Below are 19,926 nucleotides of genomic sequence, written 5' to 3'. Positions count from 1 at the left end.
TAGAAATTCCTTAACGGGCCGAGTGTATCGACCCGCCGGCTCACGCGGCTGCGGAAATGTCCGTATCCAGCATCGTGAGGTTGCGGCCGGCATGCTTGGCTTGATAGAGGCGGCGGTCGGCGGCCCGCATCAGTTCGGAGACGTTGGCCTCCTCGCCGCAGACGGTGCCGCCAATGCTGACAGTGAGCGGAATGGTCCTTTCGTCGACCGGCCGGAAGCGGATCAGCTCGACCTCGCGGCGAATGCGCTCGGCGACGCGTTTGGCCTCCTGCTCGGTGGCTCCGACCAGATACGCGCCGAACTCCTCGCCGCCGATGCGGCCGAGCACGTCACCGTTGCGCACGCCGCGCTCGATGGCGCTGGCGATCAGCAGCAGCGCATCATCTCCGGTCAGGTGGCCGAAACTGTCATTGATCGCCTTGAAATGGTCGGCGTCGATGATCAGCAGCGCGCCGCGGTCGGACTTGCGCCGGGACCCGTCCAGCGCGGCAAAGAAGCTCTCCCGGTTGAGCATGCCGGTCATGTCGTCGCGGCTCGCCTTTTCCGCCAGGCGGCGGTGCGCGGCGGCGAGTTGAGCATGGGCACGGGCAAGTTCGCGATGCGCGTTCTTCAGCCTGTCGCTCTGCCAGAACGTGCTGGCGCAGGCTGCCCAGGCAAGAACCAGCGGACAGAGGGTCGAGGTCAGCCAGATCGTGCGCGTTATCGGGAATCCCATGGCTGGGACGATGATCAATGTCAGCAGGAGGGAAGCGGCTACGGAGGCGAAAGCGATGGCGGCGGATCTCAGTATAATGCTGTTCATCGCGAACTCCCCACAGGACTGTCTCTGTGCCAGCAAGCCCTGAAGGCCACCTTTCCCGGATGGTTAAAATTTGAATCGTCAGGCCATTTCTGCAACCTCAACGGGCAGAAGTTGTGGATAAAGTCCCTTTCGGAATCCCTGTTTCATGCCATAAGGAGCCATGACGACGCTTCCCGATCCCACCCGCTTCGCCCACGTCACCGACTGGGTGTTCGACCTCGACAACACGCTCTATCCGCACCACTCGAATCTGTTCTCGCAGATCGACGTCAAGATGACTGCCTATGTCGGGGAGTTGCTGGCGTTGCCGCGCGAGGAGGCGCGCAAGCTGCAGAAAGAGCTCTATCGCGAATATGGCACGACGCTGAACGGGCTGATGACGCGCCACGGCATCGATCCGGACGACTTTCTCGAGAAGGTCCATGACATCGACTATTCATGGCTGGTGCCAGATCCCGTCCTGGGCACCGCCATTCGCCAGCTTCCCGGCCGCAAGTTCATCTTCACCAATGGCGACCGCAGGCATGCCGAACGCACCGCTCGCCAGCTCGGCATCCTCGACCATTTCGACGACATCTTCGATATCGTCGCCGCCGACCTCAACCCCAAGCCGGCGCGCCAGACCTACGAGAAATTCGCCGAGTTGCACGCCGTCACCGGCCACAACGCGGTGATGTTCGAGGATCTCGCGCGCAACTTGGCGGTGCCTAAGTCGCTGGGGATGACCACGGTTCTCGTGGTGCCGCGCAATTTCGAGCCGACCTTTTCCGAGATCTGGGAACGCGATCCAGCGCAAGAGGACGATGTCGACTATGTCACCGACGACTTGGCGACGTTTCTCACGGCGATTGTGGAGAAGGAGTAGGGGAATTAGGGAATTGGAGAACTGAGGAACTGAGGAACTGAGGAACTGAGGAACTGAGGAACTGAGGAACGATCCGGCCCCCTTTTTTCTTCAATTCTTCAATTCTTCAGTTCTTCAATTCCCCAGTTCCCATCCCTACTCCCCTAATTTGTAAAACCGGCTGATGATGCCCCAGGCTTCGTCGGCCGTGTCGACGAAATCGATGATGTCCTGGTCGCCGGGGCTGATCGTGCCCTGCTCGGCGAGGAAGTCGAGGTCGATCGCCCGCTTCCAGAAGGACTTGCCAAACAGGATCACCGGCACGCGCTCCATGCGCCCGGTCTGGATTAAGGTCAGCGTTTCGAAGAACTCGTCCATCGTGCCGAAGCCGCCGGGAAACACCGCCACCGCCTTGGCGCGCATGACGAAGTGCATCTTGCGGATGGCGAAATAGTGGAAGTTGAAGCACAGTTCCGGCGTCACATAGGCGTTGGGCGCCTGCTCGTGCGGCAGCACGATGTTGAGCCCGATCGACGGCGCGCCGACATCGTCGGCGCCGCGATTTCCGGCTTCCATGACACCCGGTCCGCCACCGGTCACCACGACGTATTCGCGATAATATGAAGCGGCCGACTGCTGCGAGCAGAGGCGGGCGAATTTGCGCGCCTCCTCGTAGTATTTGCTGTTTTCCTCTAGGTTCTTCTTCTGCGTCTCGTTCTTGGCCGCCCAGGCCTCGCCACCGGGCTCCGGCAGACGCGCGCCGCCGAACAGGATCACCGTCGAACGGATGCCACGCTCGGCCAGGATCATTTCCGGTTTCAGCAGTTCGAGCTGCAGCCGGACCGCGCGCAGTTCGCGGCGCGTCATGAAGTCGGGATCGTTCCAGGCCAGGCGATAGGTCTCGGCCCGCGTTTGCGGCGTGTCCGGCACGCTTTTCGACCGCTCCAGATCCTCGTCCGAATGCGGCAGCGGCGTCCATCCCGCCTTTTCCATGGGAGTCATCAAATCCACCCGTCCAATTCCTTCACTTGCGTCGTCCCGTGACGCAGCCGCGATTGACCCTCATTAAGCCTTAACATAAGCAGGTTCCGCAAACGTGTCCGGCGGTTTTGCGACAAGAACCTGCTACATGCAAAGACCCAGGCATGCAAAGCATGCCGGGGTCCGCGCGACTTTAAAACAGGTTAAGGCGCAGCCCCTTAACAGCTTGGTAATGGAGCAAATTCATGTCGAAGCCCGATCTGGCGAGCCTCGAAAAGACCATCGACAAGGCCTTCGAGGAACGCGACGCCATTTCGACCGCGACCCGCGGCGAAGTGCGCGACGCCATCCAGGCGGCGCTCGACCTGCTCGACCACGGCACCGTCCGGGTCGCCGAGCGGCAGGCCGATGGCAAATGGCATGTCAATCAGTGGCTGAAGAAGGCGGTCCTGCTCTCCTTCCGGCTCAATCCGATGGAAATCATCAAGGGCGGCCCCGGCGAGGCCGTGTGGTGGGACAAGGTGGCGTCCAAATTCGACGGCTGGAGCGCCGTCGATTTCGAAAAGGCTGGCTTCCGCGCCGTGCCGTCGTCGATCGTGCGCCGTTCGGCGTATGTCGCGCCGGGCGCCGTTTTGATGCCGTCCTTCGTCAATGTCGGCGCCTATGTCGATTCAGGCACCATGGTCGACACCTGGGCCTCGGTCGGCTCCTGCGCCCAGATCGGCAAGAACGTCCACCTTTCGGGCGGCGTAGGCATCGGCGGCGTGCTGGAGCCGATGCAGGCCGGCCCGACCATCATCGAGGATAACTGCTTCATCGGCGCGCGTTCCGAAGTCGTCGAGGGCTGTATCGTGCGCGAAGGCTCGGTGCTCGGGATGGGCGTCTTCATCGGCCAGTCGACCAAGATCGTCGACCGCGCCACCGGCGAGGTCTTCTATGGCGAGGTGCCGCCGAATTCCGTCGTCGTCGCCGGCTCGATGCCGGGCAAGGCGTTTCCGAACAACGAGCCGGGACCGGGCCTCTACTGCGCCGTCATCGTCAAGCGCGTCGACGCCAAGACCCGCTCCAAGACCTCGATCAACGAATTGCTGCGCGATTGATCTTTCAGCCCGGCAAGCGCACCTTCCGCCGGCGCGACGATCGGTCGCGCTGGTTCAACATGGAGGGGTGACATGGACTGGAAATATCTGCTGACCAGCTATGAGGGCCGCATCAACCGCGCAAAATTCTGGGCATGCGTGGGCGTCATTTTCGTCGGCGCGGTGATCGCGATGATCCTCGACAACATACTGGGCACCACATTCAACCAGATGCCTTACGGCTTTATCTATTTGCTCTACTCGCTCGCCATGCTCTATTCGATCTTCGCCGTCTATGCCAAGCGTTGGCATGATCGCGATAAATCCGGCTGGTGGACCCTGATCATCCTGGTGCCTGTCATCGGCGCGATCTGGTTCCTGGTGGAGTGCGGCATTCTCGAGGGCACCAAGGGTGCCAATCAATACGGACCGGACCCGCTTGCCTGACAGATCAGATCTCACCTGGCTTTTCTTCAAGACATCGGGCCGCGTCAGCCGCGCGGCCTATTTCCTCGGCGGATTGCTCGTCGCCATAATCCAGGCCTTCCCGCTGTACCGTTTCACACTGGTGCCGGAGGGCTCGCCCGAGAGCAACATGTGGTCGTTCATCTTCTTCATCGCCTTCATCGCCTCGCTGTGGTCGAACATCGCGCTGGCGGTGAAGCGGCTGCACGACCTCGACAAGCCGGGGATTGCCGCGCTGATCCTGTTCGTGCCGGTCGTCTCCATCGTCGCCTTTATTGTCTTGTGCCTGTTTCCAGGGCAGCCTGGACCCAATCGCTATGGCCGGCGCACCAACGAGCCGGCGCAACCCTGAGGCCCGATTCATGGGGTCGGATATCTCGCCATGCGCTACCGCACGCTTGATCCGAAACTGATCATCGAAACCGCCGAGCGGCTTGAAGGCCGCGTCGCCGAGCGTTTCCCGGACGCCGGGTTGCGCGGCGTCGCCGCCGAACTGGTGTCACTGTCGCGCGATCTGGCCAAGGCCGCCAAGGCACTGGAAGCGCCGATCTGGTGGCTGCGCGGCATTATCGTCGCGGCCGTCATCGCCGGCGCGTTGATCTTCCTGTTCGTCGGCACCATCCTGCCGCTCATTCACATCTCCCAGGCCGACGACGCGGTGCAGTCGGTGCAAGGCATCGAAGCCACGATCAACATGATCATCCTCGCCGTGCTCGGCTTCCTCGCCCTGATCCGCACCGAGGAGCGCATCAAGCGCAAGCAGGTGTTTCGCCAGCTGCATGGCCTCAGATCGCTGATCCACGTCATCGACATGCACCAGTTGACCAAGGATCCGGCGGCGCTGTCGGCCAGTTTCAAGCCGACCTCGCACTCGCCGGCGCGCATCACCAATGCCCCGGATCTCGCGCGCTATCTCGACTATTGCTCCGAAATGCTGTCGATCACGGGCAAGATCGCGGCGCTGTTCGCTCAGTCCGTCAATGACGACGTGGTGATCGACGGCGTCAACGACATCGAGAACCTGGCGTCCAACCTGTCGCGAAAGATCTGGCAGAAGATCACGCTGATCGAGAGCCATCCGGTGGCGCTACCTGTCGCGGCGCCAGGCCCGGCGAGCCAAGCCGTTCGGCTTCCGCCGCGCGCACCAAGGCGCTGACCCGCTGGACCGTCGGCGCTGGCGTGCCGGCTTTTTCGGCCAGTAGCAAGACAGCACCCTGCAGGTCGTCGATCTCCGTCGGCCGGCCACGCTGCAAATCGTCCCACATCGACGAGCGGGCCTCGGGGTCGATTGCCAGCATGCGCCGCGCCAGCAATTTGAACAGCCAGCCGGGCAACCTCAGCACTGTCGGCAGCAGCGCCGGCCGCAGGCCGGCGATGCGCGCCGGCTCGATACCGGAAGCCTTCATCGCCCGCAAGGCCTCGTCGATCTGGCCGGCCAGGATCAGCCGCCAGCGCCTGTCGGCGAGTTCAGTCGCCAGCGGCAGGTCCGACAGCGCCACCAGCGCATTGTTCAGGTTCATCAGCAGCTTGCCCCACAGCACGGCCTTCATGTCGCCATGCGTTTCGACGGCGAGGCCATCGACATCAAGAAAACCGGCGATATCGAGAAGCCCGGCAGGTCCCCCGTCCTCGACCATTACGTTGCCGTCGCTGGCACGGTGGACGCGCAGCGGCGGTTCGCCGTCGGGCGACTGCACGACATTGAACGGCACCATGCCGGCCAGCACCGTTCGTTGGCCAAGCGCGGCGCGCAGCCTGTCGGCATTGTCGACGCCGTTCTGCAGGCTCACCACCACGGCTTCGGGACGGGCATGGGCCTTGATCAGTGCCGCCATATCCTGCGTCGCGCCGCTCTTGACGGTGACCAGGATCACATCGGCCTCCGGCAAGGCAGCGGCCGGATCGGTGGTGACGACGAGCTGTTCCGGCTTGATCAGGCGATCACGGCCCTCCAGGTCGCTGACACGCAATCCGCCCTGCCGCAACGCTGCCTCGATGCGCGGCCGGGCGAGCAGGACAACCTGTCGCCCGGCGAGTGCCAGGCAGCCGCCGGCATAACAGCCAATGCTGCCGGCGCCGGCAATGACGATCCTGTTTCCCCCGTTTGCCATCTCTTGCTCCGCACCAGTTCGACTATACGACATGAAAACCATAATGTCGGCGGCATCGTCGGCGATAGGGCTGGCCTCTACGTCTGGCCGTGACAGGCCCTCAGCTTTCGACTATCGCTTTTGCCATGACGCTGCCGACCGATCCCGCCGCAAACCTTGCCTCCCTCATCCGCTGTGCCTCGGTGACCCCAGCCGAAGGCGGCGCGCTGACCGCGCTGGAGGCGATGCTGAAGCCGCTCGGCTTCCTGGTCGACCGGCCGGTGTTCTCCGAGGATGGCACGCCCGATATCGAGAACCTCTATGCAAGGCGTTCCGGCAACGGCCCGCATCTGATGTTCGCCGGCCATACAGACGTGGTGCCGGTCGGCGACGAAGCCGCCTGGACGCATCCGCCCTTCGCCGCAGAGATCGCCAATGGCGAGATGTATGGCCGCGGCGCGGTCGACATGAAGGGCGGCATTGCCTGTTTCATCGCGGCGGTGGCGCGCCATGTCGAAGAGAAGGGCGGCCCGAAGGGCTCGGTCTCGCTGCTGATCACCGGCGACGAGGAAGGGCCGGCCATCAACGGCACGGTCAAGCTGCTCGAATGGGCCGCGTCCAAAGGCGAGAAATGGGACGCCTCGATCGTCGGCGAGCCGACCAATCCGGATGCGCTCGGCGACATGATCAAGATCGGCCGGCGCGGCTCGATGTCGGGCGGCATCACCGTCAATGGCCGCCAGGGGCACGCAGCCTATCCGCAGCTCGCCGACAATCCGGTGCGCGGGCTGATGAGCCTGGTCGACGCCTTGCTGCATCCCGTCTTCGACAAGGGCACGAAGGATTTCCAGCCGACCAATCTGGAGGTGACCTCCATCGATGTCGGCAACCCGGCCACCAACGTCATCCCGGCCAAGGCGACCGCCACCTTCAACATCCGCTTCAACGACAGCTGGACGGCCGAGACGGTACAGGCGGAAATCCACAACCGCCTCGATCAGGCGGCGGGGCGCAAGAAATACCGGCCAGGCAAGACAACGCCGGTCGACTACGAGCTGGTTTGGCGCGACCGGCCAAGCCATGTCTTCCTGACCCGCGACGACAGGCTGGTCGAGACGCTGAGCGGCTCGGTCGGCGCGGTGGTCGGCAAAAAGCCGGCTTTGTCCACCTCCGGCGGCACATCGGATGCGCGTTTCATCAAGGATTATTGCCCGGTGGTCGAGTTCGGCCTGGTCGGCAAGACCATGCACATGGTCGACGAGCGCGTCGCCATCGCCGATCTCGAAACGCTGACTCAAATCTACCAGCGCTTCATCGAAGACTGGTTCGGACAGGGCTGACCAGCATGCTTTCGGCGGACGAAACCCAAGCTTCGCTGACGGGCGCCTGGCGGCTGATGCTCGGCAAGGTCGACGGCCTGCGCCTGCTCGACCTGTCGGCGGATGGTTTCTGGAACTCGTTCTTCGCCATCATCGTCGCGGCTCCGGCGCTCATCGTCGGCTGGGTCGGCATCGCCAACGAGATCGGCGACCCCGATGCCTTCGCAGGCCGCTTCTCCATGCTGGTGCGCCTGGCGACGGTCGATATCGGCTCCTGGGTGCTGCCGCTGGTGGCGCTCGCCTTGGTGGCGCCGCGCGCCGGCATTGGCGGGCGCTTCGTCCACTATGTCGTCGCCAGCAACTGGGCCTCGGCGATCACCGCCTGGCTGATGCTGCCCTCGGCGCTGATCAGGCTTTTCCTGTCGTCGGCAAGCCAGGTCTCGAGCCTGGTGTCGCTGCTGTTGTTTGCCCTGTCGATGGTGCTGACCTGGCGCATGACCAATGTCACGATCGGCAAGGGGGCAGCCGTCGGCACAGCCGTTTTCGTCGGCATGTTCATAGCTTCGCTGCTGGTGCTGTTCGGGCTGCAGATGGTGCTCGGCATCAGCATGCCGGACGATGTCGGGGCGCAGAGCCTGTCGGGACTCTATCCGGGGTAGGCTGGGTGCTTGTCTCCGATGGAACCGGGTCCCATCGATGGAACGGGGTTCCATCAGGGGTAATCGACGCCTATCAGGAAAAGTCCGTCGGGCGGCGCCACCTGGCCGCAGGCGGCGCGGTCGCGCGCCTCGAGCGCGGCCTTGAGGTCGCCTGATGTCCAGCCGCCGTCGCCGACCCGCTTGAGCGAGCCGACCATGGAGCGCACCTGGTTGTGCAGAAAGGAGCGCGCCGAGGCTCTTACCTCGATCACGTCGCCCGTCCGGCTGACATCGAGCCGCTCCAGCGTCCTGACCGGGCTGTTTGCCTGGCACTGGGTCGAGCGGAAGGTGGTGAAGTCGTGTCGTCCGAGCAGGAGCTTCGCGGCTTCATGCATGGCGGCTGCGTCGAGCCGCTTCGGTACCCACCACACCTTGCCCTTTTCCAGTGCCGAGGGCGCGCGCCGGTTGAGGACACGGTAGAGATAGTGCCGGCCGGTGGCCGAGAAGCGGGCGTCGAATTCGTCGGGGACGACCGCGGCCTTCAGCACGGCAATGCGCGCGCCGGCCGCCTGCAGATGGGCGTTGATTGCGTCGCGCACCTTGTCGCCCGACCATGCCTTGGCAAGGTCGACATGCGCGACCTGGGCGGTCGCATGCACGCCGGCGTCGGTGCGGCCCGCGGCGCGCAAGCGGACCTCTTCGCCGCTGAATTTCTCGACGGCCTGCTCGATCGCCTGCTGCACCGAAGGCTGATCGGCCTGGTGCTGCCAGCCGGCAAACAGGCTGCCGTCATATTCGATGTCGAGGCGAAAACGCGGCATGCCGGTCGGCTATACGCTCTCGCCTAGGCGGCGAGAGCGGTGAAGGCGGAGGCGTAGACCAGCCTGCCGGCTTCGGGTGCGTCGCCCCAGGCAAGCGCCTGCAGCGCTTCGCCCTGGTATTCGCTTTCGAAGTTCTCGGCACGCGCATGGCTGTAGCCGAAACGGCCGTAATAGGCCGGATCACCCAGCACCACGGCCAGCGTCTCGCCAGCGTCCTTGAGCCGGATGTGGGCCTCGCGGATCAGCGCGCCGCCAATGCCGGAGCCGTGAAAAGACGGTTCCACCGCCAATGGCGCCAGCGCCACGGCGGCGAAGCTCTTGCCGCCGCTCTGGACGAACAGCCGCGAAAACAGGATGTGGCCGACGGCCTGGCCGTCTTCTTCCGCCACCAGTTCGACGACGGCATCACCGCCCGTCACCAACGCGTCGACCAGCCCGGCCTCCGCCTGCTGGCCGAACGCGTGTTCCTCGACGAGGCGAATGGCCTCGCGGTCCCGCGGCGTCGCCGCGCGTATCGACATCATGCTCATGAGAATTTCAGTCCTTTTTCGATCTTGGCTCCGCGCAGGAATTCCGACGCGGCGGCGGGCTTTCCGCCCGCACGTTGAACTTCGACCAGCCTGATCGCGCCTTTTCCGCAGGCGATCGTCAGCCGGTCATCGAGAATTCCTCCCGACTCGCCCAAATCTTCCGAAAGCGACAGGCCCCCGGACAGCGTCGAGCGAAGCAGTTTCAGCCGCTCCATGCGGCCGCCAATTTCAATCTCGGACCAGGCGCCGGGAAAGGGCGACAGGCCGCGAACGCTATTGTGGACCTCGACAGCAGGCCGTGTCCAATCCAAGCGCGTCTCGGATTTATCGATTTTCCTGGCGTAAGTCACCCCGTCCACCGCCTGCGCGGTAAATGTCAGGGTGCTCTCTTCCAGCCGCGCCAGCGCTTCCACCATCAGGGCCGCGCCAATGCTCATCAACCGATCATGCAGATCGCCGGCTGTCATATCGGGGTCGATGGCGCATTTTTCAAGCAATCCCACCGGACCGGTGTCGAGGCCCTCCTCCATGCGCATCACCATCATGCCGGTCTCCGTGTCGCCGGCCATGATGGCGCGCTGGATGGGAGCGGCGCCGCGCCAGCGCGGCAAGAGCGAGGCGTGGCCGTTGACGCAGCCAAGCCGGGGCGCCCCCAAAACCGCCTTCGGCAACAGCAAGCCATAGGCGACGACCACGGCGATATCGGCGTCGAGCGCGGCAAAAGCGGCCTGCTCGGCCTCGCCTTTCAGAGATGTCGGCGTGCGCACCTCGATGCCCAGTCGCTCGGCCTCGCGCTGCACAGGAGATGGCGTCAGTTCCAGCCCGCGCCGGCCCGCGGCGCGCGGCGGCTGCGTATAAACAGCTGCTATCTCATGTCCGGCTTCAGCAATGGCGCGCAGCGTCGGCACCGAAAACTCCGGCGTGCCCATGAAGATGACGCGAAGGGGCATTTTTCTTCCGTGGTCTTTCTCTGCTTGCACGAGCCGGTTCAGGCAACCGCTTCAAACGGGTTTACGAGCTTCAGGTCAAGCCCGTCGAAGTCGCGGACATTGCGGGTCGCCAGCGTAGCGTCATGCGCGAGGCAGATCGAGGCGATCATGGCGTCCGGAAGGCTGATAGGGCGGCCGATCCTTTCCCGCGCCGCCCGGAGCTTGCCGGCAAGACGGGGGATGGAGCCAGTAAATTCGACGACGCGACCGGAGAACTGCTTCGAGATCAGGTGATCGAGAGCACGGACATGACGATCGGAACCGGTCTTGTTCAGAAACCGTTCGGCACCGAAGGATTGCTCCATGACGACGGGGCCGCACAGATACAAGTCGAGCAACTCCTGTTTGCGAAACCATTCGACCACGTTCGCATCGGGTGCCATCCTGCTCGTTTCGGAAATGACGTTGGTATCGAGGACGATCACTCGAAATCCTCGACCGCTCGCCCGAAGTCGCGTTTTCTCTCCGCTTCGATTTCTTCCATGATCTCGGCGAACTCGTCGTCGACCGCATTCTCGGCCGCGAACGCGGAGCGAATGTTGTCCCATGCCGACAGACCAGGCTCTGGCTTGGCCTCCTTTTCGGCGACCATGCCCTTACGCAAAAGATCGATCGCCTTGCCGGATAAGCTTTGGCCGCCGCTTCGCGCAGCTTGTTCGATTTCGCGTTTCAACGGTTCGGGGATGTCCCTGATCAGCATATCGCCCATGCAACCCTCCAGCGTGATATCGATGATATCACGATAAGGGTTGCGGCTCAATGGAGTCTACGCTGTCGATCCGCGCCTATCCGACCAGCTTGCCAGGCGCCTTGTCCTTGGCGAGCTTCCTGAACTTCTTCACCACCATGTCGCGCTTCAGCTTCGAGATGTGGTCGATGAACAGCACGCCGTTGAGATGGTCGATCTCGTGCTGCAGGCAGGTCGCCATCAGGCCTTCGGCCTCCATCTCCCGCAGCGTGCCGTCGCGGTCGAGATATTTGACCCGCACCGAAGCCGGGCGTTCGACCTCGGCATAATAGTCCGGGATCGACAGGCAACCTTCCTCGTAGACGGACCGCGCGTCGGCGCTTTCGAGAATTTCGGGGTTGATGAAGACGTGGGGCGCGGGCGTTTCGTCTTCCTTGGCGAGGTCGATCACCAGCATGCGCAGCGGCTCGCCGATCTGGATCGCCGCCAGCCCGATGCCGGGCGCGTCATACATGGTCGCCAGCATGTCGTCGGCCAGTTTGCGCAAGGGCGCGTCGACGCGCTCCGCCGGCTTGGAAACCTGGCGCAGGATGGGGTCGGGAAGGATGATGAGCGGCTTGATCGGCATGGCGCTTCACCTAAGACCTCCAAGGAAAGGCGTCAACCGGTGCGCCTGCGTCTCGTTCACGTTTTGATCTGTGCCAGCGTGCCGAATCGGTTATGCTGTCCACATGAATGATCTGAGCACCATCCTTTCGGAGCCCGTCGCGCGGCTTGGCGCCTCGACAATCACGCTCGGCCACGCACTGGCCTTCGGCGCGTTGCTGTTTCTCGGCTTGTTCATAGCGCTCGTCGTTGCGCTGTGGCGGTCGGCCAAGGCCCGCACGGTGGCTGCCGCGGAAGCCGCCGACCATGCCCGTGACGCCGAGGCGCGGATGGCCGGCATTCTCCAATCCCAGGCCGAGATGCAGGGCCGCATGGGCGCCATCGCCGAAGTGTTCGGCGCCCGCCAGGCCGAATTGACGCAGTCGATCGGCCAGCGTCTCGACGCCATGACCGGCCGCATCGGCCAGACCATGACAGAACAGACCAAATCCACCCATGAAAGCCTGGCGAAACTGCAGGAGCGGCTGGCGGTCATCGACACCGCGCAAGGCAACATCCAGTCGCTGGCCGGCCAGGTTGTGCAACTGCAGGCGATCCTCTCCAACAAGCAGACGCGCGGCGCCTTCGGCCAGTCGCGCATGGAGGCGATCGTCGCCGACGGCCTGCCGCACGGCGCGTATGAATTCCAGGCGACACTGTCGAACGGCAGCCGGCCGGATTGCCTGGTGAAAATGCCGAACGGCGCGCCGTCGCTGGCCATCGACGCCAAATTTCCGCTGGAGGCTTGGAATGCCATCCGCGCCGCCGATGGCGTCGACCTGCAGAAGGTCGCGGCCCAGGCGTTCCGCCGCGATATCGAGATCCACGTCCGCGACATTTCGGAAAAATACCTGCTCCAGGGCGAAACCCAGGACACCGCCTTCATGTTCGTGCCGTCGGAATCGGTGTTCGCCGAGATCCACGAGAATTTCGAAGCGGTTGTCCAGAAGGCGCACCGCGCCCGCGTCGTCATCGTCTCGCCGTCTCTCTTGATGCTGTCGATCCAGGTCATCCAGTCGATCCTCAAGGATGCCCGCATGCGCGAGCAGGCGCATCTTATCCAGGGCGAAGTCATCCGGCTGATGGAGGACGTCCAGCGTGTCGACGAGCGGGTGCGCAAATTGCAGGGCCATTTCGGCCAGTCGGCCAAGGACATCGAAGACATCCTCGTCTCGACCTCGAAAGTGACCAAGCGCGGCCAGAAGATCGAGGCGCTGGAATTCGGGGAAGGCGAGCCCGAAGCCACGCGCGGCGGCGCCACCAAAGTGGAGGCCGCACCGCGGGTGGCCGATTCCAAGACCGGACAGCTGAGGTTGAGGGTCGTCGAAGGCGACGACTGAGAGGGGAGCAATTCCAGGAAAACCGCGCTGCGGTTTTCCCGGAAGAAGCGCGTAGCGCTTCCCCTTGGGAATTGGGTGAGAGACAGGAGCTACTGCTCCTCCACCGTCGTCATGCCCTCGAATTCCGGAAGCCAGTGCAGCGCCGACCGGTGCCATTTCTGGTGTCTGGGGATCAAGTCCTGGCGCTGCCGCGAGGTGCCGACCCTGATCCCATAGACCTTCGGACCGTCGCCGACCGATGTCGCATAAAGGTGCGAACCGCAGTCGGCGCAAAAAGCCTGGGTTCGCCTGGCGCCGCTCGCCACGATCTTGATATAGATTTTCGGTGTACCCCTTGTGATCCGGTACTGATCCTCCGGCGCGGGAACGGTGACGCGAAACGCCGTGCCGGTCAATTGTTGGCAATCGGTACAATGACAGATGGAGGTCTTTTCCGGGTCGACCTCCGCCTCATAGGCGATGGCACCACAATGACAGCCGCCGTCGATCTTCATCGTCATTCCTCCAAATCGTTTGGCTGATCTTAGCGGCGCGGGGACGCGAGGCAACGGCGCGGCGCTGGTCCAGAGGCCAGGGCATGATCACGAAGAGGGTTTCGGGTCATGCTCAACTTTCTCCTGACGCGGATTCGATCACCTTGCGCCGTTTTTCCCAGGTGCCTGACGTCTGCGGTTTGACGAACAGCCGCGTGATCTCAGGCATTTCCTTCCTCAGCCGCGCCTCGATGCGCTCGACACAGGCCTCGATCTCCGGGGCCGCCAGATGGTCCTCGAACTCGACGCTCAGGGCGGCAACGATCTCTTCCGGTCCCATATGCACCGTCAGCACACCGTTCGCCCGCTGCACCGCCGGATCCTGCTGGACGATTGCCAGCACCTTCCTTTGCACCTCGGGCGAGGCCGGCTCCCCGATGAGCAGGCCCTTGCTTTCGCGCGCCAGGAAAATCGCCGTGGCGCCGAGTATGAGGGCGATGCCGATGGAGGCGGCGCCGTCGAGTTCGGGCATCTCCAGCAGTTCCGCCGCAAGGATGCCGGCGAAGGCGACGATCAGGCCGAGCAGGGCGGCGCTGTCCTCGAACAGCACCGTGTAGACGCTCGGATCCTTGCTCGACTGCACCGCTGTCAGCCAACCCTGCTTGCCCTTCTGCTTGCGGAATTCCTTCAGCGCCACCAGCCAGGAGCTGCCTTCGAACAAAAAGGACAGGCCGAGCACGATGTAGTTGACCTTGGCGTTGGCGACCGGTTCGGGCGCCATGATGTGGATGATGCCCTCGTAGAGCGACACGCCGGCGCCCAGCGCGAAGACGAGAAGGGCGACGATGAAGCTCCAGAAATAGAGTTCGCGGCCATGGCCGAGCGGATGCGTACGGTCGGCTGGGCGCGCGGCCCGGTGCATGCCGTAGAGCAGCAGACCGCCATTGCCGGTATCGACCAGCGAATGCACGCCTTCCGACAGCATTGCCGAACTGCCGGTGAAAAAGGCGGCGGCGAACTTGGTCAGCGCTATGGCAAGATTGCCGGCGAGCGCCGCATAGATGACCGTTTTGGAGCCGCCGTGCCCTGCCATGCAGGTTTGTCCCCTTCAAGTACAGTGTAGCTGCCCCGCCGCCGAAGCTCCACAGCCATCACAACGCGCCAATCCCCGGGTCGTTCAAAGTCTTCGAAGAAGCGGGAAGGAGCCGCCGGCTATTCCTGAATCTCGTCGGTCCACACCTTGAAGCCGGCGAGTGTCCCTGGTCCGAAAATATGGGTCAGCGGCACATCGGCGGCGTCGCGCCCGGAGGCGATCAGGATGCGCCCGATACGTGGCGCGTTATTGCGTGGATCGAAAGCGTGCCAGCGGCCGCCGAGATAGACTTCCATCCAGGCGCAAAAATCCATGCTCGCCCAGGGCTTGGGCATGCCGATGTCGCTAATATAGCCTGTGCAGTAGCGCGTCGGGATGTTGAGTGCCCGGCAGAAGGTGACGGCGAGATGCGCGAAGTCGCGGCACACGCCGCTCCGCTCGCGCCAGGCTTCGGCGGCGGTGCGCGTCACCCGTGCGTTGCCGTAGTCGAAGACGATGTGGTCATGGACGAAATCGCACACCGCCTGTACGCGCGGGATGCCGAGCGGCGTGTGGCCAAACAGCCGCCATGCCTCGTTTGCCAAGAGGTCGCTTTCGCAAAACCGGCTGGGCAGCAGGAACAGCAGTGTCTCCGCCGGCAGGTCGCGCACCTCGTGCTGCCACGCTGTGAGTTCGCCCATCTCGAATGTGCCGGGATCGCGAATCACCGCATCCGTGCCGAAAGTGAAACGCCCGGGGGGCGCGACGAACCGGTTGCACCAGTTGCCGAAACTGTCGCGATAACCCTGAATCGGGACTGGCGGGTTGGAGGTCAGGAAATCCGGGCGCTCGAGATCGGAGGCACGGGAATAGTGGACATTGAGCATCGCGATGAGCGGCGTTTCCTGCGGAAAGTCGAAGCTCATCTCGCAGCCGATATGGATCCGCATTGTCGTCCTGACCGGCCTGCCTGACGATCACCCGGCGGTGCGCGGGTCGATGCTGCAGCGCGAAGACAACCATGGCATGGACTGCCGGGGTTTACGAGCAAATTAGAAACCGGTTGAAAGCGGCCGGCCGGGGGCCGTGACAGGCGCTCCCCCCTTGCGGCAAAGCGTTTCTCTTGTTTCACTTCGCTTCCCGCAACTGGAGGAACGAATCATGGCTAAAGGTGCGATGAAGGCAGGCAAGGAAGCCCGCAAACCAAAGAAAGACGCCAAGAAGCCTGTAGCCGCTCCGGCCCTGAAGGCGCCGCCGGTCAAGGCAATGAGGATCAAGGAAAAGTAGATCTCGCCAAGCGCGCGCATGGATTTTACCGGCGGCGTTCCGAATGCCGCCGGCGAGTTGTTGATTGGGCGTTCAGACACCCTATATCGACGATGCGGGGACGACCTCGCATTTCCCGAAAATCCGGTTGGGACGGCCCGCCCATTGTTTGATGAAACATCCGAAGACCTTTCGGATGTTCTGGATGGAGCGTTCCTATGTCATGGATTCTTCTGTTTTTCGCCGGCCTGTTCGAAATCGGCTGGGCGATCGGCCTCAAATATACCGACGGCTTCACCCGGCTGGCTCCGACCGTGCTCACGGTCGCTTCGATGATCGTCAGCCTCACCTTGCTCGGCCTGGCGCTGAAGGCGCTGCCTGTCGGCACAGCCTATGCGGTGTGGACCGGCATCGGCACCGTCGGCACGGCGCTGCTCGGTATCTGGCTGCTGGGCGAGCCGGCGACGGCGATCAGGCTCGGCTGCATCACGTTGATCGTTTGCGGTGTCATGGGGCTGAAATTCGCGGCCTGAACGGCCTTGGCCGCCGACAGACGATATCGATCGACATCCCTGGACGCAGGGAGGCTTCCCGTGGGCAACACCGACAAACGCGAAAGGGGCCGCGCCTTGGCGCGTCCCTCATTCATCATCCGTCGAGGCGAGTGCGCTCCTAGCGACCCGTAAAGCCGGGCGGTGTCCTGCCGGTGCGCTGCTTGCGTGCCGCATAGCGCGCGTCGCGCTTTGCCTTTCGCTCAGCTTCGTCGGCAAGCAAGCGAGCAATGCGCTCGGTCTCTTCAGCCTCCCGAACCTTGGCCTCCGCTTCCGCTGCCTCTTCGGCGGCGATGCGCGCCGCTTCGGCGGCGGCCTCGCGCTGGGCCTTCTCGGCCGCCTCGCGTGCCAGCTTTTCCTGCTTCAGCTTGGCCTTTTCGGCCTCGCGGATTTCACGCGCCGCAAGGATCGCCTTGCGTTCGGCCTGTCGCGCCAGCACGGCGGGATCGTCTGCTGCCGGCTTTGACTTGAAGCGCTCCAGAAGCGCCTTCTTTGCCTCGGTCGCGGCATTGCGCCGCTCGAAAATGTCTTTTTCCCTGTAGATAGCCAAGTCCACTTCCTTGAAGTCTATTCGCGACGCTTACATACGCGCGAAAACCGGGAGTTCAAGCGCCAAAACGGTATGCCAGCCATGAAATTCCGGGATGTTGCACCGGGGAGACGCATTTCCCGCCGAAATCGACATGCACTGTTCACCAGCGGCCCTCTGGCGGCGCGACGGACGCGCCGCTACCTCTAGCGCAACAATCAACACACTGGGATGACATCCAAATGGAACTCGGCCTCTACACTTTTGCCGATGTGAGCCCTGTGCCGGGTCCCGGCGCCATCGGCCCGCACGAGCGGCTGCGCAACCTGATCGAGGAGATCGAACTGGCCGACCAGGTCGGGCTCGATGTCTTTGGCCTCGGCGAACACCATCGGCCCGATTATGCCGCCTCGGCGCCGGTCGTGGCTTTGGCCGCGGCGGCGGAGCGTTCGAAGCGCATCAAGCTGACCAGTGCGGTCACCGTGCTCTCTTCCGATGACCCGGTGCGCGTCTTCCAGCAATTCGCCACGCTCGACCTTCTGTCCGGCGGTCGGGCCGAGATCATGGCCGGGCGCGGTTCATTCATCGAATCCTTCCCGTTGTTCGGCTACAAGCTGGAAGACTATGACGAGTTGTTCGCCGAAAAGCTCGACCTTCTGCTTGCCATCCGCGATCAGGTGAAGGTCACCTGGTCGGGCAGTCTGCGGGCGCCGATCAACGATCGCGGCGTCTATCCCAGGCCCTTCCAGGACAGGCTGCCGGTCTGGATCGCCATTGGCGGGACGCCGCAATCGGCCGCTCGCGCCGGCGCGCTCGGCCTGCCGCTGGCGCTTGCCATCATCGGCGGTGAACCGGCGCGCTTCGCGCCGCTGTTCGACCTCTACCGTGAGGCCGCCAAGCGGGCCGGAAGCGATCCGGCAGGGTTGGCCACCAGCATCAATGTGCACGGCTTCATCGCCGACACGACCGAGCAGGCGGCCGACGATTTCTATGGCCCGCAGGCTGAAGTGATGAACCGCATCGGCGGCGAGCGCGGCTGGGGGCCGACATCGCGCGCGCATTTCGATCAATCGCGTGGTCCCGATGGCGCGCTGTTCGTCGGCAATCCGGACCAGGTGGCCGAAAAGATCGTCGCCCAGCACAGGATCTTCGGCAATGACCGCTTCCTGCTACAGATGGCGATCGGCACCATGCCGCACGCCAAGATCATGAGGGCGATCGAGCTTTACGGCACCAAGGTCGCGCCGATCGTGCGCAAGGAAACGGCGAAACCCGCGCCGGCCGTGGCGGCGCCCGTGGCATGACCTTGATGAAGCCCGCACCGATGGGGCCTCATTGCGCTGGCGTTGCGCGGTACGAGGCCGCGTCCATCATCGCGGCATGGTGGATTTCGGTCGCCTCGTCGGCCGGGAACATGCACTCGATACGCAGCTCCTGGGCGGCGACGGTTTGGGGAGTGCCCACCGTGGTGACCATCGAAAAGTAATTCAAGCGGCGACCGTCCTTGACGAAACCAAGCGGAATGACCGGCGTGAAGCCGATCGCCACTGGATTTTTCCATTCGACGTCCACGTCCGGATAGGCAAGCAGCGCCGCCAGCAGCTCCCCGGTCTTTTCGTCGACGACACGGCCGATGGATTCACGATAGACCCGCTCGAACAGGCTCCGCGCCACGTCAGGCCAATTGGCGACGAACGGGCGCATGCCTTCGGGATCGAAGATGAGGTGGAGCATGTTGCGCTGCCCTTGCCGTGCGGCCATGTCGAGGAAACAGCCGAAGAAGAGCGGCGCGGCCTGGTTGGTCATCAGCACATTCCAGTACCGGTCCATGACCAGCGCCGGATAGGGTTCGTGCTGCCGCAGGATGCGCGTCAAGGCATCGGTCACGCTCTTCATTTCCACGGAGTCCCAGGCGCCTTCGGAAAACATCGGCGCGTAGCCCGCCGCCAGGAGCAAGGCGTTGCGCTCGCGCAAAGGCACATCGAGCGCCCCGGCGATCGCCATCAAGGTCTCACGGCCGGGAACGCTGCGCCCGCTTTCGATGAAGCTGATCTGCCTTTGCGAAATGCCGGTATCGAGCGATAGGTCAAGCTGACTTCTGCCACGCACGTCGCGCCAGTAACGCAAGAGCGTACCCAGGTCGGCTGTCATGGTCGTTCGAGGGTTCGTCTTCATAGCTCGCTGTCCTCGCGATCCCTCGGACGATACACCGATACGACCGGCATTGCCTCACGGCGCATGGCACCAGCCGGTCCATGCGCCGTCGATCGGGTCAGGCGGCCATCGCGGCGGCGGGAGACCATGCCTGCGCCTGGAAGCGTTCCTCGATCGGCGTGCCGGCCATATTGGTGGTGGTTGCCGCGATGGTGGAAACGCCGACGCCGGTTACCACTTCCAGGATCTGCGCCTTCGAATAGCCCGCCGAGGTAAACGCGTCGATGTCGGCATCGCTCACGTTTCCCTTGTTTTCGATCAACGCCCTGGTCAAGGCCGAAAGAGCCGCATATTTCGGGTCCGCCGGCAAGCCGCCGTCCCGGATTGCCTTGACCTCGCTTGGCGCAATCCCATCCTCGATGGCGAATGTCGAATGCGCGGCGACGGTCCAGGGGCATCTGATGGTGACCGCGTTGGTCAGCAGCAGTACCTGTTTTTCGATCTCGTCGAAGCTTCCGCCGTGAAAACTGCCGAAGCTGGAGACGAAACCGTTGAGGAGAACCGGATTGTTGGCCATGGTCGCCATGACGTTGGGAAGAAAGCCAAATCTTTCTTGCAACGCCTCTAGCGTGGGCCTGGATCGTTCCGGT

At 63.5% G+C, this 19,926-nt stretch carries 26 protein-coding genes; 11 read left to right on the top strand and 15 right to left on the bottom strand.

The window, feature by feature from the left end; all coding sequences use genetic code 11:
* Positions 1-40 precede the first annotated feature (40 nt).
* A complete protein-coding gene (locus tag LB564_RS27670; RefSeq protein ID WP_140703024.1) occupies positions 41-802 on the bottom strand; it encodes a GGDEF domain-containing protein in 762 nt (253 codons plus the stop codon).
* A 160-nt stretch (positions 803-962) separates the two neighbouring features.
* Between LB564_RS27670 and LB564_RS27665 the strand changes: the two genes are divergently transcribed.
* The gene (locus LB564_RS27665) at positions 963-1,667 is read left to right on the top strand and encodes a pyrimidine 5'-nucleotidase (protein ID WP_224542364.1); all 705 of its coding nucleotides are present in this window, start codon (positions 963-965) and stop codon (positions 1,665-1,667) included.
* Positions 1,668-1,802: 135 nt separating this feature from the next.
* On the opposite strand, the gene LB564_RS27660 is transcribed toward LB564_RS27665, so the two are convergent.
* Positions 1,803-2,648, bottom strand: coding sequence for an LOG family protein (locus LB564_RS27660; protein WP_115141502.1), 846 nt, complete (start codon positions 2,646-2,648; stop codon positions 1,803-1,805).
* Between the two features lie 224 nt (positions 2,649-2,872).
* On the opposite strand from LB564_RS27660, the gene dapD reads away from it, so the two are divergent.
* The 4 genes from dapD (at position 2,873) to LB564_RS27640 (ending at position 5,327) form a co-directional block, all read left to right on the top strand.
* Entirely contained in the window at positions 2,873-3,727 is an 855-nt protein-coding gene (gene dapD / locus LB564_RS27655; RefSeq protein ID WP_224542363.1) for a 2,3,4,5-tetrahydropyridine-2,6-dicarboxylate N-succinyltransferase, read from the top strand.
* A 72-nt stretch (positions 3,728-3,799) separates the two neighbouring features.
* Positions 3,800-4,153, top strand: coding sequence for a DUF805 domain-containing protein (locus LB564_RS27650; protein ID WP_140703030.1), 354 nt, complete (start codon positions 3,800-3,802; stop codon positions 4,151-4,153).
* On the top strand, positions 4,146-4,523 hold the full coding sequence (locus tag LB564_RS27645; RefSeq protein ID WP_181173590.1) for a DUF805 domain-containing protein: 378 nt from the start codon (positions 4,146-4,148) through the stop codon (positions 4,521-4,523). The genes LB564_RS27650 and LB564_RS27645 overlap by 8 nt, the downstream gene beginning before the upstream one ends.
* 30 nt (positions 4,524-4,553) lie before the next feature.
* Positions 4,554-5,327, top strand: a complete 774-nt coding sequence (locus LB564_RS27640) for a hypothetical protein (protein ID WP_224542362.1) — start codon at positions 4,554-4,556, stop codon at positions 5,325-5,327.
* Here the strand turns inward: LB564_RS27640 and LB564_RS27635 are convergent.
* Positions 5,230-6,282: a 2-dehydropantoate 2-reductase gene (locus LB564_RS27635; RefSeq protein ID WP_224542361.1), complete on the bottom strand. Its 1,053-nt coding sequence runs from the start codon at positions 6,280-6,282 to the stop codon at positions 5,230-5,232. The two genes, LB564_RS27640 and LB564_RS27635, sit on opposite strands and share 98 nt — an antisense overlap.
* Positions 6,283-6,407: 125 nt before the next feature.
* Here LB564_RS27635 and dapE point away from each other — a divergent pair, with 125 nt between their 5' ends.
* The gene (dapE, locus tag LB564_RS27630; RefSeq protein ID WP_224542360.1) at positions 6,408-7,601 is read left to right on the top strand and encodes a succinyl-diaminopimelate desuccinylase; all 1,194 of its coding nucleotides are present in this window, start codon (positions 6,408-6,410) and stop codon (positions 7,599-7,601) included.
* Positions 7,602-7,606: 5 nt separating this feature from the next.
* A complete protein-coding gene (locus tag LB564_RS27625) occupies positions 7,607-8,239 on the top strand; it encodes a transporter (RefSeq protein WP_224542359.1) in 633 nt (210 codons plus the stop codon).
* Positions 8,240-8,292: 53 nt separating this feature from the next.
* Here LB564_RS27625 and truA read toward each other — a convergent pair whose 3' ends face one another.
* The 6 genes from truA to def form a co-directional block, all read right to left on the bottom strand.
* Positions 8,293-9,039 carry a tRNA pseudouridine(38-40) synthase TruA gene (gene truA, locus LB564_RS27620; RefSeq protein WP_140703039.1) on the bottom strand — a complete coding sequence of 249 codons (747 nt, stop codon included), beginning with the start codon at positions 9,037-9,039 and terminating at the stop codon, positions 8,293-8,295.
* Between the two features lie 23 nt (positions 9,040-9,062).
* Positions 9,063-9,569, bottom strand: coding sequence for a GNAT family N-acetyltransferase (locus tag LB564_RS27615; RefSeq protein WP_140703041.1), 507 nt, complete (start codon positions 9,567-9,569; stop codon positions 9,063-9,065).
* A complete protein-coding gene (gene fmt, locus LB564_RS27610; protein ID WP_224542358.1) occupies positions 9,566-10,519 on the bottom strand; it encodes a methionyl-tRNA formyltransferase in 954 nt (317 codons plus the stop codon). The genes LB564_RS27615 and fmt overlap by 4 nt, the downstream gene beginning before the upstream one ends.
* Before the next feature lie 38 nt (positions 10,520-10,557).
* A complete protein-coding gene (locus LB564_RS27605) occupies positions 10,558-10,983 on the bottom strand; it encodes a type II toxin-antitoxin system VapC family toxin (protein WP_224542357.1) in 426 nt (141 codons plus the stop codon).
* Entirely contained in the window at positions 10,980-11,267 is a 288-nt protein-coding gene (locus LB564_RS27600; protein WP_140703046.1) for a plasmid stabilization protein, read from the bottom strand. The genes LB564_RS27605 and LB564_RS27600 overlap by 4 nt, the downstream gene beginning before the upstream one ends.
* 76 nt (positions 11,268-11,343) lie before the next feature.
* The gene (gene def / locus LB564_RS27595) at positions 11,344-11,874 is read right to left on the bottom strand and encodes a peptide deformylase (protein ID WP_224542356.1); all 531 of its coding nucleotides are present in this window, start codon (positions 11,872-11,874) and stop codon (positions 11,344-11,346) included.
* A 103-nt stretch (positions 11,875-11,977) separates the two neighbouring features.
* Between def and LB564_RS27590 the strand changes: the two genes are divergently transcribed.
* On the top strand, positions 11,978-13,231 hold the full coding sequence (locus LB564_RS27590) for a DNA recombination protein RmuC (protein ID WP_224542355.1): 1,254 nt from the start codon (positions 11,978-11,980) through the stop codon (positions 13,229-13,231).
* Positions 13,232-13,320: 89 nt separating this feature from the next.
* Here the strand turns inward: LB564_RS27590 and LB564_RS27585 are convergent, their stop codons facing one another.
* The 3 genes from LB564_RS27585 to LB564_RS27575 all read right to left on the bottom strand — a co-directional run bounded on the left by LB564_RS27585 (position 13,321) and on the right by LB564_RS27575 (position 15,726).
* On the bottom strand, positions 13,321-13,725 hold the full coding sequence (locus tag LB564_RS27585; protein ID WP_140703052.1) for a GFA family protein: 405 nt from the start codon (positions 13,723-13,725) through the stop codon (positions 13,321-13,323).
* A gap of 112 nt (positions 13,726-13,837) precedes the next feature.
* Entirely contained in the window at positions 13,838-14,797 is a 960-nt protein-coding gene (locus tag LB564_RS27580) for a cation diffusion facilitator family transporter (protein WP_224542354.1), read from the bottom strand.
* Positions 14,798-14,916: 119 nt separating this feature from the next.
* Positions 14,917-15,726: a transglutaminase-like domain-containing protein gene (locus LB564_RS27575; protein ID WP_140703056.1), complete on the bottom strand. Its 810-nt coding sequence runs from the start codon at positions 15,724-15,726 to the stop codon at positions 14,917-14,919.
* 154 nt (positions 15,727-15,880) lie between these two features.
* On the opposite strand from LB564_RS27575, the gene LB564_RS27570 reads away from it, so the two are divergent.
* Positions 15,881-16,063, top strand: a complete 183-nt coding sequence (locus tag LB564_RS27570) for a hypothetical protein (protein ID WP_181173632.1) — start codon at positions 15,881-15,883, stop codon at positions 16,061-16,063.
* A gap of 197 nt (positions 16,064-16,260) precedes the next feature.
* The gene (gene sugE / locus LB564_RS27565; RefSeq protein WP_224542353.1) at positions 16,261-16,575 is read left to right on the top strand and encodes a quaternary ammonium compound efflux SMR transporter SugE; all 315 of its coding nucleotides are present in this window, start codon (positions 16,261-16,263) and stop codon (positions 16,573-16,575) included.
* Positions 16,576-16,714: 139 nt separating this feature from the next.
* Here the strand turns inward: sugE and LB564_RS27560 are convergent, their stop codons facing one another.
* Complete coding sequence (locus LB564_RS27560; RefSeq protein WP_224542352.1) at positions 16,715-17,143, bottom strand: DUF6481 family protein; 429 nt, start codon at positions 17,141-17,143, stop codon at positions 16,715-16,717.
* Positions 17,144-17,364: 221 nt separating this feature from the next.
* Here LB564_RS27560 and LB564_RS27555 point away from each other — a divergent pair, with 221 nt between their 5' ends.
* Entirely contained in the window at positions 17,365-18,426 is a 1,062-nt protein-coding gene (locus LB564_RS27555) for an LLM class flavin-dependent oxidoreductase (protein WP_224542351.1), read from the top strand.
* A gap of 28 nt (positions 18,427-18,454) precedes the next feature.
* On the opposite strand, the gene LB564_RS27550 is transcribed toward LB564_RS27555, so the two are convergent.
* Together LB564_RS27550 and LB564_RS27545 are read right to left on the bottom strand one after the other, a co-directional pair.
* Positions 18,455-19,273, bottom strand: a complete 819-nt coding sequence (locus LB564_RS27550; RefSeq protein WP_224542350.1) for a helix-turn-helix domain-containing protein — start codon at positions 19,271-19,273, stop codon at positions 18,455-18,457.
* 121 nt (positions 19,274-19,394) lie between these two features.
* Positions 19,395-19,895 (bottom strand): carboxymuconolactone decarboxylase family protein, encoded by a 501-nt coding sequence (locus LB564_RS27545; RefSeq protein ID WP_224542349.1) that lies wholly within the window; start codon positions 19,893-19,895, stop codon positions 19,395-19,397.
* Between the last annotated feature and the right edge of the window lie 31 nt (positions 19,896-19,926).

The organism is Mesorhizobium sp. ES1-6, assembly GCF_020164775.1.
Taxonomy (GTDB): domain Bacteria; phylum Pseudomonadota; class Alphaproteobacteria; order Rhizobiales; family Rhizobiaceae; genus Mesorhizobium.
The sequence above is the reverse complement of the archived record's forward strand: the minus strand, read 5'-3'. Positions and strand labels throughout refer to the sequence as shown.